This is a genomic window from Enterococcus sp. DIV0294 (genome assembly GCF_050558155.1).
Classification (GTDB): Bacteria; Bacillota; Bacilli; order Lactobacillales; family Enterococcaceae; genus Enterococcus; species Enterococcus faecalis.
In genome coordinates, this window is record NZ_CP187889.1 from 2,045,753 (window position 1) to 2,059,286 (window position 13,534).

A 13,534-nucleotide genomic window follows, 5' to 3' on the forward strand; every position below is an offset into this window, starting at 1 on the left:
TAACCTAATAATAGCTTGTTAAAAATGAAACAATTGATTAATTTTTTTGAATCTTCGAAAAAAAAAAACAGCTTTTCATAAAAAAATACTTGGAAAATCAGCCACAATCACTGCTTTTCCAAGTATTTTTTTATTAATATTTGTAAATTATCGTTTCTTTTGACGAAAAACGACCACGAAATAAACTGCAATAAACAATAACACTAAGAGCGAGTTACTATTTTTAATGAAAGTTAAAAATTGACTTGTTTGCATTGAAATGCCTTTGCCGCCAGTCAATTCTAATAAAAATTGTGTCGTGCCACCTTTGCCTACTACAGTGACTAACATAAGCGCCATCAAAATAAATTGATGGAATAAACTCCCTTTTGTTTGTGTTGTATATTTGATAAGGATGCGGCTATCTTTAGGCAAATCTGTCTCTTGATAATATCGCCTAGCTAAAAAGCTGTTCAATGTGCTTTTGAAAAAACTCAAGAGAAACAGGCCTAAAATAGTCCACGAGGTAAAAAGTAATATTCCCAAACTTCCCGCCAGACCAATCATTGGTATGTTGTTTGACCATTGTTTCGTTTTACTAGCTGCAATCATTGCAAAAATCATCCCTAAAACATAAGGTAAATAGAGGTAGATGCCCATATGAGCTCTGCCGTAAACCCCTGCAACATAAATGGAACCAAATAAAAATAAATAGTTCCCGACAATCCCGTTAATCAAGGTCGCAAGATTCATTTCTAATGATACTTTATACGCGCCGCGTTTGCCATAATGACTAACGAAAAGGACAGCCACCACAAAGAAACAGCAGGCGCCAACAATCGCGTAATCAAATTCCACCGCATTCGTTAATAAGCGACCACTTCTTAATAAAAGTAATAACACAAAAAAGATAACAAACAGAATTAATTCTTTTCGTGAAACTTCTGCTGATTCTTCTTCTAGCTCGTTTAATGAAGCAGGATAGCTCTTGATTGCTACTAAAGCAACCAGAAAATAGAGCGCGTACACCAATAACGCCAGTCCAATCTCAGTCGCTTTAAAAAATAAAGCGCCAAATAAAACAGCGGTCAATAAGACTGTCGTTAAAAGATTGCTATGACTGATTTTTTGACCTTCTTCTTTCAAGAAAAAGCGAATTGATTGATTACTTGGTGGCAACAACGCCCCACTAAGTCCTAACAACATTCCTGAAATACTATAAAGCGGGAAAGAAAAAGCGCCGGCGATCCCAATTAAGGAACCTGCCAAGCCTAGCAATAGAGAAATCTTTAGTAGACCTAGACTAGTCAAAGACAAATTAATTCCTCGAACCAGAAAAATGCCTGTCATACGCAATGTATAAAATAAGACAAATGGTAAAATTGTTAGAAGGTTGTGTCCATCACTCAATTGAATGTAAAGTAAATAAGGCACAACAATAATTGTATTACTTAGTAAACTTAATGCTGTATTACCAAGACTTTCAATTTTTTTATTCATTTTGACCTCTTCTTTTATCTTTCATTTTCTATTATTTTTAGGGTAGCATTGTTTACTTTTTTTGTCCATAAAATAACAGATGCAGCAATTTCCTAATGTTTATTTTCCACTGTTACGTATAATAGTTAATGACGACAGCTTGGACTTTCTCTGTTCCGTCATTTATATACGTGTGTACTTGATTAGCATCAAAATACATAGCGGCGTCTTTTGGAAGAAGGTATCTCTGACCGCCCACTTCAAGAGCTAATGCTCCTTGAATAACCATGACATATTCTGTCGAACGTTTTGAATGCCCAACAGCTTGATACTTTTTCCCTGGATCTAATTCAAACTGAAAGAGTTCAAAGTTTCTTTCCTGGTTGTCTGAGTAGTAATTAAAGACTCGATAGGAGTGATCTTCAGAATGTTGTGTTACCGTCTCAGTTTTTTTAACCACGGGATTTTCTTTAACATAGTCATCTTCTAATAAATACGTATATGGAACATTGAGTCCATTACTTATTTTCCAAATTGTATTTATGGTAGGATTGGTGGTTCCTTTTTCAATCTGCGAAAGCATCCCTTTACTCACTCCGGTTATCCCAGCTAGTTCATCTAACGTAAGTTTTTTTTCTTGTCTAATTTTTTTTAAATTATTGCCAATAATTGTATTAATCTCCAAAATAGTTGCTCCTTCTGTTTCTTTTTATCATCCAAAAGTTTAATATATTGAACAAAAGTATTCTTTATTGTATTATACAATATATATCTTAGTTGTTCAAAAGGAGTGGTTAATAATGAAAACGCTCATTCGCTCGTTGTGTCTTATTATCGAAGGTCTAGATTTTCAGACACACGTGTTTAAATTTTATACAGAAAGAAGGAAAAAAAGAAAATGAACCACCAATTAGATGCACGCACTGGCATTCGTGAAGCCTTGCCAACGGTTTTTGGCTATATTGGTATTGGCATTGCTTTTGGTATCGTAGGACAAGCAGCAGATTTTTCCCCTCTTATTGTTAGTACGATGTCGTTTTTTATTTTTGCAGGATCTGCTCAGTTTGTAACAGTTAGTATGTTGACTGGTGGCAGCCCTATCTTATCTATTGTGTTAGCGACTTTCTTAGTAAATGCGCGTATGATTCTTATGGGAATGACCATTGCGCCTTACTTTAAAGCCGAATCTCTCGGTAAAAATCTCTGGTTGGGAACCTTACTGACGGATGAAAGTTTTGCACTAGGAATGAATAAATTAAACCACACCAAAGGACGTTTAAGTTTTGAGTGGTTTAATGCTGCCAATTTGATTTCCTATGCGACTTGAGTTTTTTCGACGATCATCGGTGCCTATCTAGGGCGCTTTATTGCAAACCCTCAAGCATTAGGTCTTGAGTTTGCGGTCGTGGCTATGTTCATTGGTTTACTTTATCTGCAGATAATTAGTGATCGTTCCATGAAAATCGCTTTACAACTCATCATGGTCCTGATTACTTTTGGGTTGATGTCTATTGGTCTAATTTTTATTCCCAGTAATTTAATTGTCTTAGTTGTCACGTTAATCGGTTGTGGAATAGGAGTGATGATAAAAAATGCCTTCTTCTGAGTATCTCTTTTTAACAATTTTAGGCTGTACCGTTGCAACCTGGCTTTCAAGAATACTGCCATTTTTACTTTTAAAAAAAATCAGTCTGCCACAGAAATTATTAGAATATCTAAGTTTTGTTCCCATTGTGATTATGTCCGCCTTATGGTTTAGTAGCTTATTTGAACAAAGAATAGGGCATTTACCAAGCCTCAATCTTCCTTATTTATTCGCTTCATTTCCTACCATTTTAGCCGCAATACTCTCTAAAAACTTATTGCTTATTGTACTGGTAGGCATTGCTTCATTTGCACTAATCCAATATTTTATCTAAAAAAACAGACAGGCACTACCAGATGGTAGTGCCTGTCTGTTTTTTAGATGCCAGCTGCAGGGATCGAACCTGTGACCTACGCGTTACGAGTGCGTTGCTCTACCAACTGAGCTAAGCTGGCCTGAAACAAATCTATTATAGGACTTTCTACTTTATTTGTAAAGTCTGTTTGTTATTTATTTATGCAAAATCTCTTTAAAATAAGCCAAATAGCGACTTTACAAACTTTTTTCTGAAAATGTGGTATAATAGAGATATCAAGAAAGGATGGTTTTTTGTATGTCAAATTTTAATGGTATGGTTACTCCTGTTGTTCCATCGGATGCTGGTAAGGATTTCGCCGTTGACACCCATGTTACTTTTCTTGTTCACGGACAGCCACAAACAGGCGTTGTTACGAAACAATTAAAAAATGCCGCTGTCGTCGAAATTGACGAAACGCAAAAAAACAATCACTTAATGGTGCACAGCAATGGTGTGATTGTTATTAATTACAAACAATTGAAAAAGATTTAATTCTTCAAGCGTGGGAAATTTCCCCCGCTCTTTTTTATGTACAGAATTGGAATACTTTCCAATTCGTCGAAAACTATAATGCTGTAATAAACGCAAAAAAACCAAAAATAATTCCGGGAACATTAGCAAAAATAATGGACTTATCTCGTGTTTCTCCATCGTCTCCATATAACCCATGAATCGTCCAAAAAATACAATTAATCATTGCCACTAATGGTTGCGTCGGATTGCCTTTTTCCCCATGTAAATTTCCATAAATTTGTGGAATATATGAAACATACATCAAAACTGACATCACACTAGCAATCACAGCGATAGCGTGTAAGACTTTTTTATTCTTTTTCATAGCTACTCCTTTGTTTTTTTATTTTTTATTATACACCTAGAAAAGTTCTTTAAGCAAAAGAAAACCGTTAGTAACCATAATCGGTTACCTAACGGTTTTTTGTTATTATTTTGTTCCGAATAAACGGTCACCAGCATCCCCTAAACCAGGAACGATATAGCCGTCTTCGTTTAAGCGCTCATCTAAAGCTGCTGTATAAATATCTACATCTGGGTGCGCTTCTTGTAAAGCTTTCACACCTTCTGGAACGGCCACTAGACATACAAATTTAATGTTGCTAGCACCACGTTCTTTTAATGAATCGATGGCCATAATTGCGGAACCACCTGTTGCTAGCATTGGGTCAACAACAAATAATTGACGACTTGCAATGTCTTCAGGTAATTTCACGAAGTATTCATGTGGTTGCAATGTTTCTTCATCACGGTAAAGTCCAACGTGTCCAACTTTCGCTGCTGGAATTAATTCTAAAATCCCATCAACCATGCCAATGCCGGCACGTAAAATAGGAATGATTGCTACTTTTTTCCCTGAAAGTGTTTTTTGTGTTGATTTACCCATCGGTGTTTCGATGACAACATCCTCTAAAGGCATATCCCGTGATACTTCATAAGCCATTAACATAGCAATTTCGTTGACAACTTCGCGGAAAACCTTTGTCCCACAGTTCTTTTCGCGAATCATTGTTAGTTTGTGTTGAATTAGCGGATGATCAATTACTTGAAATTTTCCCATATCTATTCTCCTTCATTATTTTATTCTTTCTTATTGTAAAACAAAAGAGCCTAGGACACAAGTTGAATTCCTTAAATCCTAAGCTCCGACTCTTATTTGTACAGAGAAGCGCGCTTCAGCTATCCCTGATGTTAGTTATATAATGGATATTTTTTAGTTAGCGCTGCTACAGCTGCTTTGACTTCATCATGAACTGCTGTATTTTCTGGATCTTTTAAGACTTGAACGATTAATTTAGCAACTTCTACCGCATCTTCTTCTTTAAAACCACGTGAAGTAATCGCAGGCGTTCCAATACGGATACCACTTGTTTTAAATGGACTTAATTGTTCAAACGGAATTGAATTTTTATTGACAGTAATATTTACACTATCTAAAATAGCTTCTGCTTCTTTTCCATTTAAACCAAAACCTGTCACTTCAATCAGTAATAAGTGGTTGTCTGTTGCCCCACTAATTAAACGAGCTTCTGGCGCTTGATTGAAAACTTTCGTCATCGCTTGTGCATTTGCAATCACTTGCTGACTATATTCAGCAAAACTTGGATCCAAAGCTTCTTTAAAAGCTGCGGCTTTTCCGGCAATCACATGTTCCAATGGGCCACCTTGAATGCCTGGGAAAATACTACTATTTACTTTTTTCGCCAATTCTTCGCTATTTGTCAAAATTAAACCGCCACGAGGACCACGCAATGTTTTATGGGTCGTACTTGTTACGATATCAGCATACGGAACTGGATTTGGGTGCAACTCTGAAGCTACCAAGCCTGCAATATGCGCCATATCAACCATTAACTTGGCATCTACTTCATCAGCGATTTCACGGAAACGTTTGAAATCAATCGTTCGTGAATACGCACTTGCGCCAGCAACAATTAATTTTGGACGATGTTCTCTTGCTAAAATTCGCACAACATCGTAATCGATTACTTCTGTTGAAGGATCCACTCCATAACTGACAAAATTATAGGTTTTTCCACTAAAGTTAACGGGCGAACCATGTGTTAAGTGACCACCAGCTGATAAATCCATCCCCAAAATGGTATCACCTGGTTCAACCAATGAAAGATATGCCGCTGTATTGGCTTGAGAACCTGAATGGGCTTGTACATTCGCGAATTTTGCACCAAATAATTCTTTGGCACGATCGATAGCTAAATTTTCTACGATATCGATAAATTCACAACCACCATAGTACCGTTTGCCAGGGTAACCTTCTGCGTATTTATTCGTTAAAATACTTCCTTGGGCAGCCATAACCGCTTTTGACACGACATTCTCAGATGCGATTAGTTCCAAGTTATTTTCTTGGCGCTCTTCTTCTCTTGCAATTGCATTCCATAAATCTGGGTCATACGTTTTGTAATCCATTCAAACAACACTCCATTTTGTTTTCTTTTGTCTGATTGTATCATACTTCTGTGTCAGCTTCGTTACAAATACCTCTTATTTTTCAAAAAATTTTTGATTAGCTGATTTTTTCAAGCGATTCATGTAAGCAGTGCCTAAACCAGTTTCTGCAAATCCTTGCGCAAAAATCGTGGTAGCTCCTTGCTCATCTAACGCTCTTAACCCTGCAAATAGTTCTTTCGTGGCATTTTCAACCGTTTCTGCACCATAAGAATAAACAAATACATTTTCTGTATCTAGTTGTGCTGCCTGTTTATCACTTAAAAATAAGCCGATTTTTTCCTGTTGTTCTGTTGCTTGCTGAATCGCCGCTTGCCATTCTGCTGTTTGACCGCTTATAATCCAAACTTCCGCATCAGGAGAATAGTGTTTGTATTTCATCCCTGGCGCTTTGGGTGCTGCAGTTTCACTAATCAAATGTGTATCGATTTTCAATTGAGGAATAATGCTTTCCAACTGCTCTTTGGTAATTGCTCCTGGTCGTAAAATAACTGGCACACCATCTTCCGCCGTTAAATCTAAGACCGTTGACTCCACCCCAATCTGCGTTGGGCCATCATCTAATATGGCAGCAATTTTCCCCTGCAAATCATGATAAACATGCTCTGCAGATGTTGGACTAGGCTTGCCAGAAGTGTTCGCACTTGGTCCAACCAACGGAACATTGGCTTGTTCAATCAAAGCTAAGGTCGCTTGGTTATCTGGCATACGAAAAGCGACTGTCTCTAAACCACCTGTTACTGTTTTAGAAAATGTATCGCTAGGCACATTAAAAATTAAAGTTAATGGTCCCGGCCAAAAGGCAGACACCAATTTTGTAGCGACTTCTGGTAAGGTCGCCACGTATTTTTTGACCATTTCAACGTTGTTCACATGAACGATCAATGGATTATCACTGGGGCGGCCTTTTACTTGGTAAACTTTTTTTACTGCCGCTTCATTTAAGGCATCGGCACCTAAGCCATAAACAGTTTCTGTTGGAAAAGCCACTAGCTCGCCTGCTTGAATGGCTGCTGCTGCTTGGGCTATTTCTTGTTTGGTTAATTTTTTTGTTTCCATTGCAAATCGCTCCTTCTAGAAAAGTGGCGACGAAGAACCTTAGTTACTCGGCTATCGCGAGGCGATCGTTGCCAGATAAATCTTTTTCAATTTTAATTGTTTTTTGTGGATAGGCGGCTCTCAATAATTCTTGGAGGGCCGCGCCTTGTTGAAACCCTATTTCAAAATAAATTTTACCGTCTGCTTTAAGCATCGTTTGACTTTCATGAATTAATTGTTGGTATAAAGCCAAACCGTTATTTTCAGCGAATAAAGCGGTTTTAGGTTCATACGTTCGGACACTTGCATCCATTAAATGCCATTCTTGTTCACTAATATAGGGCGGATTAGAAATAAGCAGATCAATTTTTTCAGAAGCAACTGGCTGTAAGCCATTCCCATGATAAAATTCGATGTCAGCACCTAATACTTGCGCGTTTTGTTTAGCGACAGTCAACGCTTCCTCTGAAAGATCAATGGCAATAACTCGCCAGTTGGGCCGTGCCAGTTTCAAGCTAATCGCAATGGCACCTGTCCCTGTTCCGACATCCACGACCGTCAAAGGAGTATCTGGATTGGCTTTTAAGCAACGCTCGACTAATTCTTCTGTTTCTGGCCTAGGAATCAAAGTATGTTCATTAACAATAAAGGAATGTCCATAAAATTCAGCTTGTCCTAGTAAATATTGTGCTGGGTAATCTGTCAATAATTGGGCTAAATCCGTTTTTAATTGTTTCTCTTCTTCTTTGGGCATTTCTTCTTGCATATGCAGGAGCCACTGCGTTTTATCCCAACCTTTACGTTCTAAAAAAACATAGCGAATAGCATAGCCTTCTTTGCCTTGCGCCTCTAAAAAAGAAGAAGCCCAGTTAAGGACTTCAAAGTAACGTTTAGCCATTTTGCATCTCTTCTAATTTCGATGTTTGATCATATAAGACTAACGCATCAATGATTTCATCTAATTTGCCAGCAAGAATCTGGTCTAGTTTTTGGATGGTTAAACCGATACGATGATCCGTTACTCGATTTTGTGGGAAGTTATACGTTCTGATTCGTTCTGAACGATCTCCGGTCCCCACCGCCGATTTACGGTTAGCATCATATTCACTTTGTGCTTCTTGTTGAATTTGGTCATACACACGAGCACGCAAAACTTTCATTGCTTTTTCACGGTTTTTTAGCTGTGAACGTTCATCTTGCATTGCGACCACGATTCCTGTTGGTAAATGGGTTAAACGAACAGCCGAAGCGGTTTTATTGACGTGCTGTCCACCAGCGCCACTTGCATGATAAATATCGACACGGATATCTTTATCAGCTAATTCGATTTCGACTTCTTCGGCTTCCGGCATAACTACAACGGTTGCTGTCGATGTATGAATCCGTCCTTGTGATTCTGTTGAAGGAACTCGTTGCACGCGGTGAGCGCCACTTTCGTATTTTAATTTTGAAAAGACGTTATCTCCTGAAATCATCATAATTACTTCTTTATATCCACCGATTCCAGTGACGTTCGCTTCTAAAACTTCCGCTTTCCATCCTTGTGCTTCTGCATATTTTTGGTACATATTAAATAAGTCGCCAGCAAAAAGTGCGGCTTCATCGCCACCGGCTGCACCACGGATTTCCATGATGATATTTTTATCATCATTTGGGTCTTTTGGTAATAATAAAATTTTAATGCGGTCTTCTAACACTTCTTTTTCTTTTTTCAAATCAGAAAGTTCTTCTTTCGCCATTTCGGCCATTTCCGCATCTAAGTTTTCACTTAAAAGTTCTTCGGCATCGCTAATCCCTTCAACAACTTGTTTATATCGGCGATAAACCTCAACCGTCTCACGTGTATTAGCTTCTTCTTTCGATAATTCCATGAAACGTTTTGTATCGCTAATGACTGCTGGGTCACTTAATAATTCGCCCAATTCCTCATAGCGATCTTCAATAGATTGTAATTGATCGTACATAGTGTCTCTCCTTACTGTTCTTCATTCACTGTTTTTGGATGAAAATAATGTTTGCGACAAACAGGATAGTAGGCTTCATTCCCACCAATTTGGACTTGATCCCCTTCATAAACGGGTTTGCCATCAATATAGTGCAAGTTCATAGTTGCTTTTTTATGACAGAACCAGCAAATCGTTTTTAATTCTTCTAATTTGTCTGCATATAAAAGTAAATACTTTGAGCCTTCAAATAATTCATTTCTAAAATCATTCTTTAGCCCAAATGCCATTACTGGAATATCTAATTCGTCAACAATTCGTGCAAATTCAATGACATGATGCTTGTTTAAAAATTGACATTCATCGACTAATACGCAAAAAGGTTTGTAAGACAAATCATTAATCAAGTCAAAGACATTGGTTTCTTCAAAAATTGGAATAGCATCTCTGCGTAATCCGATGCGACTGGATACTTTCCCGACACCATCACGTGTATCTAGTCCACTGGTCATCAAAACAACTGGTTTGTCTTGTTCTTCGTAATTGTGTGCTACTTTTAAGATTTCAATGGTTTTACCACTATTCATTGCGCCATACTTGAAAAATAATTGAGCCATGTTCACTACACCTTTCCGTTAGTTCCTTACGTATTTTACTATATTTTCAGCAAAAAAGCAGTATTTTTAGCTAAAATGGTCGTGCATTTTTCTGAAAAAAACAGAATCTACGCCAAAGTCATTTTAGCAGGGCTATTTATACTCCAACTAATGATCCTGCTAGTATGCAATAAAAAAGCCCGAAATTGTAGTTATTTGACTACAATTTCAGACTTTTTAAACTAGTTATTTTTGAGCAGAGGCAAATTCTGCTGATTGCGTACCTGCTTGACGACCATAAATGATAATATCGGCGATGGCATTGCCTCCGATACGGTTTTGACCATGTAAGCCACCTGTTAATTCACCAGCAGCATATAGACCTTTAATTGGTGTGCCATCTTCACGTAAAACTTCTGTTTTCGTGTTGATTTTCACGCCACCCATTGTGTGGTGAATCCCTGGTGCAATTTTAATTGCGTAGTAAGGCGCTGTGCTTAGGTCAGCTTCCATGCCAGTTGTCCGGCCAAATTGTTTGTCATCTTTGGCATTAACATCTTGGTTCCAAGTATCAATCGTTGCTTTCAATGTATCGGCAGGCATGCCAATTTTTTCAGCTAATTCTTCAATCGTTTCACCTTTTTCCACGAAACCTTTTTGATCATAGAAATCAATGGCTTTTGCACGGTCGCGAACGCCTTGGTCAAAGACTAAATAAGCTGATTTTTCTGGTAAGGCATTGATTGCTGCAGAAACTTTGTCGCGTGTATCTAACTCATTAACAAAACGTTCTCCTTTTTGAGAAGCCAAGATTGCGCCTTCTCCACGAACTGCTTCACCAATTAAGAAAGCATCGCTTTGTTGAACAGTTGGGTGAATTTGAATTTCTTTCATATCCACTAACGCACCGCCAACTTTTTGAATCATTTGGATACCGTCACCTGTTGTTCCTTCTTGGTTCGTTGTAACATAGTTTTTCAATTCTGGTTTGTATTGTGTAATTAATTTTTCGTTGGCACCGAAACCACCTGTTGTGACAACGACTGCTTTTGCTTTAACTGTTTTTTCTTTATCATCTTTCATTTTCACTTTTACGCCATCAATTTGACCGTTTTCTTCAACTAAGTCTGTGACGTCAGCATCAACAAACAATGGAATTTTTTCTTCGCGAACGTTACGTACTAAACCGTCAACTAGATAGCCCCCAATTGCTGATCCGTCAGCAGGTCGGTGTGTACGTTTTTCGCTCATTCCACCTGTAATCGTTAAATTGCTCAATGTAATTCCTTTTGTATCTAACCAATCAATTGCTTCAGCTGAATGATCAACAAAATAACGTAGTAATTCTTGATCGTTGGTTCCTTTACCGCCTTTTAGTGTTTCTTCAAAGAATTTATCGTTGCTATCTTTAATGCCTTCTTTTTCTTGGAATTTTGTTTGTGAAGCATTCATTCCTGAAGACGATTTAATTGTATTCCCACCTGCAACAGGCATTTTTTCTAAAATAACTGGATTCATGCCAGCTTCTTTGGCTTGTAATGCAGCGGTCATCCCCGCACCACCTGAACCAACAATAACAACATCATAACTGTCTTTTAGTTCACTTGGATCTGTATAACCATTAGCAGAGGCACCAGATGTTGCTTCTGTTTTTTCAGAAGACGCTTTTGTTTTACCAGCGGCTTTTTCTTGATCGCTTGTACAACCTGTTGCTGCACCTAATAATAACCCTAGGGAAAGAACTCCCATTAACACTTTTTTCATTGTTTTCCCACCTTATAAACTATTGATTTCTACCAACACAATTTCTTATTTTTCATTTGAATAAAAATAACAGTTTGTTACATAAAGTGAACACATTCACATATCAACCGAAATAAAAAAGCTACCACCACTTTTTAAAGTTGTATCGTTAGACAAACTGACCAATTAGCAATAAGTTGTTTGGGGAACAACCTATTTTTCTATTCTTTCATAAAATATCATGTTCTCGCTTGTTTGTGGATGTTTTCCAATTATTTCTAACGAATTTCTTATTTTTATTTGTCATTTCAAGGATTTTCTGGCAGAATTATTCGTTTGAGGCGAAAAGTTTTGGTATACTTAGTTTAATTAGAATTGGGAGGTTATCTAGTGAACCATACACGTTTGCTGTGGCTGGCACAGCGAAAAAGCGATCGATTTATTCGCAAAAATTTTTCATCTATTCAAATCATCGTCGCTTACTACATATTAATGACGGTTATTTCTTATTTATTGTTTTGCCTCCCTATTTTCAGAGAACCTGACTCGCATGTTCCTTTTATTGATTTATTTTTCTTAGCAATCAGTACAGTCAGTGTTACTGGACTCACCACAGTCGATATTAATTCGGTTTTTAATGATCGTGGGATTGTCTTATTGGAGGTTCTTTTCCAAGTTGGTGGCTTAGGGATTATGATGATTTCAACGGTCTTTTTTATTTTATCAAAACGGCGAATCACATTAAAGCAACGTCAGTTAATTATGACTGACATGAATCAGCCGCGGCTGAGCGGAATTGTTCGACTGATCCGCACCACTTTTTTGATTTTAATTTGGTTCCAAGTAATCTTCGGCTCGCTCTTTTCGCTTTATTTTTATATAAGTGGTTATTATACGAACTGGCGAGATGCGATATTTTATGGATTTTATCAAGCTATTTCTGCAGTGACTAATTCAGGCTTTGATATTTCAGGTGATTCAATTATTCCTTTTGCTCATGATTATCTCTTTTTACTGGCAATTATGTTCTTGATTTTTATCGGCGGGATTGGATTTCCCGTTTTACTGGAAATTCATGAGTGGTTACATTTTAAGAAAAAGAACTTTCGCAAGAAGAAACGAGGCTTGCCTTTCCGCTTCTCATTGTTTAGTAAAATTGCTTTGCTAGCGTTTATTGTTCTGTTTATTGGTGGGACTATTTTGATTTACTTATTAGAAAAAGATCACCTATTTTTGACAATGAATGAAAGTGGCCGTTGGGTAAGTTCGATGTTTTATTCGATGACTACACGAAACGCTGGCCTCCAAATTAATGATTTAGGGGACTTCCAAATTACAACGTTGATTATTTTTTCTGTGTTAATGTTTATTGGTTGTAGTCCTAGCTCTGTTGGTGGTGGTGTTCGAACAACGACTGTTGCGATTATTGGCTTGTATTTGTTAGCCTTTTTAAAAAGTGAAGATGATATTAGCGTCTTTAGCCGTAAAATAGATGACGATGATGTCAAAAAATCGATTGTCGTCTTCATGTTATCTTTGATTATGTGCTTTTTCGCTGTCGTCTTTTTGTCAGCCACTGAAAATCTTCCCTTGATTTCAATCATTGTGGAAGTCGCTTCTGCCTTTGGAACAACCGGTCTTTCTTTGGGCATTACAGACGATTTAACAACAGTAGGTAAATTAATGATTGCCTTATTAATGTTTATTGGACGTATTGGTATGCTTTATACCTTAATGATTTTTGTACCAAAAGAAACACGTGACTTAGGCTACGAATACCCTTCAGAAAAAATTATTATTGGATAAAAAAAACAAAGCCTCTCAAGTAAGA

The 13,534-nt window shown here is 37.4% G+C and carries 13 protein-coding genes, 1 tRNA gene and 1 pseudogene; 4 read left to right on the forward strand and 11 right to left on the reverse strand.

Annotated features, from left to right (window positions below):
* Positions 1-147: 147 nt before the first annotated feature.
* Both IGJ20_RS09955 and IGJ20_RS09960 read right to left on the reverse strand, forming a co-directional pair.
* The gene (locus IGJ20_RS09955) at positions 148-1,479 is read right to left on the reverse strand and encodes a hypothetical protein (RefSeq protein ID WP_142425627.1); all 1,332 of its coding nucleotides are present in this window, start codon (positions 1,477-1,479) and stop codon (positions 148-150) included.
* A 112-nt stretch (positions 1,480-1,591) separates the two neighbouring features.
* Positions 1,592-2,143 carry a helix-turn-helix domain-containing protein gene (locus IGJ20_RS09960; protein WP_002362234.1) on the reverse strand — a complete coding sequence of 184 codons (552 nt, stop codon included), beginning with the start codon at positions 2,141-2,143 and terminating at the stop codon, positions 1,592-1,594.
* Positions 2,144-2,356: 213 nt separating this feature from the next.
* Here IGJ20_RS09960 and IGJ20_RS09965 point away from each other — a divergent pair.
* Together IGJ20_RS09965 and IGJ20_RS09970 are read left to right on the forward strand one after the other, a co-directional pair.
* Positions 2,357-3,064, forward strand: a pseudogene (locus IGJ20_RS09965) (AzlC family ABC transporter permease).
* The gene (locus IGJ20_RS09970) at positions 3,051-3,377 is read left to right on the forward strand and encodes an AzlD domain-containing protein (RefSeq protein WP_142425626.1); all 327 of its coding nucleotides are present in this window, start codon (positions 3,051-3,053) and stop codon (positions 3,375-3,377) included. Before IGJ20_RS09965 ends, IGJ20_RS09970 begins: the two are co-directional and overlap by 14 nt.
* Before the next feature lie 48 nt (positions 3,378-3,425).
* Here IGJ20_RS09970 and IGJ20_RS09975 read toward each other — a convergent pair.
* Positions 3,426-3,498, reverse strand: a tRNA-Thr gene (locus IGJ20_RS09975).
* 158 nt (positions 3,499-3,656) lie between these two features.
* Between IGJ20_RS09975 and IGJ20_RS09980 the strand changes: the two genes are divergently transcribed.
* Positions 3,657-3,893, forward strand: coding sequence for a hypothetical protein (locus IGJ20_RS09980; RefSeq protein ID WP_002381528.1), 237 nt, complete (start codon positions 3,657-3,659; stop codon positions 3,891-3,893).
* A 73-nt stretch (positions 3,894-3,966) separates the two neighbouring features.
* Here the strand turns inward: IGJ20_RS09980 and IGJ20_RS09985 are convergent, their stop codons facing one another.
* From IGJ20_RS09985 to IGJ20_RS10020, 8 genes are all read right to left on the reverse strand, one after another.
* The gene (locus IGJ20_RS09985; RefSeq protein ID WP_002356625.1) at positions 3,967-4,239 is read right to left on the reverse strand and encodes a membrane protein; all 273 of its coding nucleotides are present in this window, start codon (positions 4,237-4,239) and stop codon (positions 3,967-3,969) included.
* A 105-nt stretch (positions 4,240-4,344) separates the two neighbouring features.
* A complete protein-coding gene (upp, locus tag IGJ20_RS09990) occupies positions 4,345-4,974 on the reverse strand; it encodes a uracil phosphoribosyltransferase (RefSeq protein WP_002356624.1) in 630 nt (209 codons plus the stop codon).
* 131 nt (positions 4,975-5,105) lie between these two features.
* Complete coding sequence (gene glyA / locus IGJ20_RS09995; protein WP_142425625.1) at positions 5,106-6,344, reverse strand: serine hydroxymethyltransferase; 1,239 nt, start codon at positions 6,342-6,344, stop codon at positions 5,106-5,108.
* 75 nt (positions 6,345-6,419) lie between these two features.
* The gene (locus IGJ20_RS10000; RefSeq protein WP_142425624.1) at positions 6,420-7,442 is read right to left on the reverse strand and encodes an L-threonylcarbamoyladenylate synthase; all 1,023 of its coding nucleotides are present in this window, start codon (positions 7,440-7,442) and stop codon (positions 6,420-6,422) included.
* Positions 7,443-7,485: 43 nt separating this feature from the next.
* Positions 7,486-8,319 (reverse strand): peptide chain release factor N(5)-glutamine methyltransferase, encoded by an 834-nt coding sequence (gene prmC, locus IGJ20_RS10005; RefSeq protein ID WP_142425623.1) that lies wholly within the window; start codon positions 8,317-8,319, stop codon positions 7,486-7,488.
* Complete coding sequence (prfA, locus tag IGJ20_RS10010) at positions 8,312-9,385, reverse strand: peptide chain release factor 1 (RefSeq protein WP_002356619.1); 1,074 nt, start codon at positions 9,383-9,385, stop codon at positions 8,312-8,314. The genes prmC and prfA overlap by 8 nt, the downstream gene beginning before the upstream one ends.
* Positions 9,386-9,396: 11 nt before the next feature.
* Complete coding sequence (locus IGJ20_RS10015) at positions 9,397-9,981, reverse strand: thymidine kinase (protein WP_002356618.1); 585 nt, start codon at positions 9,979-9,981, stop codon at positions 9,397-9,399.
* Between the two features lie 225 nt (positions 9,982-10,206).
* A complete protein-coding gene (locus tag IGJ20_RS10020) occupies positions 10,207-11,724 on the reverse strand; it encodes a flavocytochrome c (RefSeq protein WP_002356617.1) in 1,518 nt (505 codons plus the stop codon).
* Between the two features lie 369 nt (positions 11,725-12,093).
* On the opposite strand from IGJ20_RS10020, the gene IGJ20_RS10025 reads away from it, so the two are divergent.
* Positions 12,094-13,509: a Ktr system potassium uptake protein D gene (locus IGJ20_RS10025; RefSeq protein ID WP_002385738.1), complete on the forward strand. Its 1,416-nt coding sequence runs from the start codon at positions 12,094-12,096 to the stop codon at positions 13,507-13,509.
* Positions 13,510-13,534: the final 25 nt, after the last annotated feature.

What these genes read in the sequence shown, in the direction of transcription:
- IGJ20_RS09955 (WP_142425627.1), bottom strand. Translation starts at nt 1,479, where the DNA reads ATGAATAAAAAAATTGAAAGTCTTGGTAATACAGCATTAAGTTTACTA.
- IGJ20_RS09970 (WP_142425626.1), top strand. Translation starts at nt 3,051, where the DNA reads ATGCCTTCTTCTGAGTATCTCTTTTTAACAATTTTAGGCTGTACCGTT.
- IGJ20_RS09980 (WP_002381528.1), top strand. Translation starts at nt 3,657, where the DNA reads ATGTCAAATTTTAATGGTATGGTTACTCCTGTTGTTCCATCGGATGCT.
- IGJ20_RS09985 (WP_002356625.1), bottom strand. Translation starts at nt 4,239, where the DNA reads ATGAAAAAGAATAAAAAAGTCTTACACGCTATCGCTGTGATTGCTAGT.
- upp (WP_002356624.1), bottom strand. Translation starts at nt 4,974, where the DNA reads ATGGGAAAATTTCAAGTAATTGATCATCCGCTAATTCAACACAAACTA.
- glyA (WP_142425625.1), bottom strand. Translation starts at nt 6,344, where the DNA reads ATGGATTACAAAACGTATGACCCAGATTTATGGAATGCAATTGCAAGA.
- IGJ20_RS10000 (WP_142425624.1), bottom strand. Translation starts at nt 7,442, where the DNA reads ATGGAAACAAAAAAATTAACCAAACAAGAAATAGCCCAAGCAGCAGCA.
- prmC (WP_142425623.1), bottom strand. Translation starts at nt 8,319, where the DNA reads ATGGCTAAACGTTACTTTGAAGTCCTTAACTGGGCTTCTTCTTTTTTA.
- prfA (WP_002356619.1), bottom strand. Translation starts at nt 9,385, where the DNA reads ATGTACGATCAATTACAATCTATTGAAGATCGCTATGAGGAATTGGGC.
- IGJ20_RS10015 (WP_002356618.1), bottom strand. Translation starts at nt 9,981, where the DNA reads ATGGCTCAATTATTTTTCAAGTATGGCGCAATGAATAGTGGTAAAACC.
- IGJ20_RS10020 (WP_002356617.1), bottom strand. Translation starts at nt 11,724, where the DNA reads ATGAAAAAAGTGTTAATGGGAGTTCTTTCCCTAGGGTTATTATTAGGT.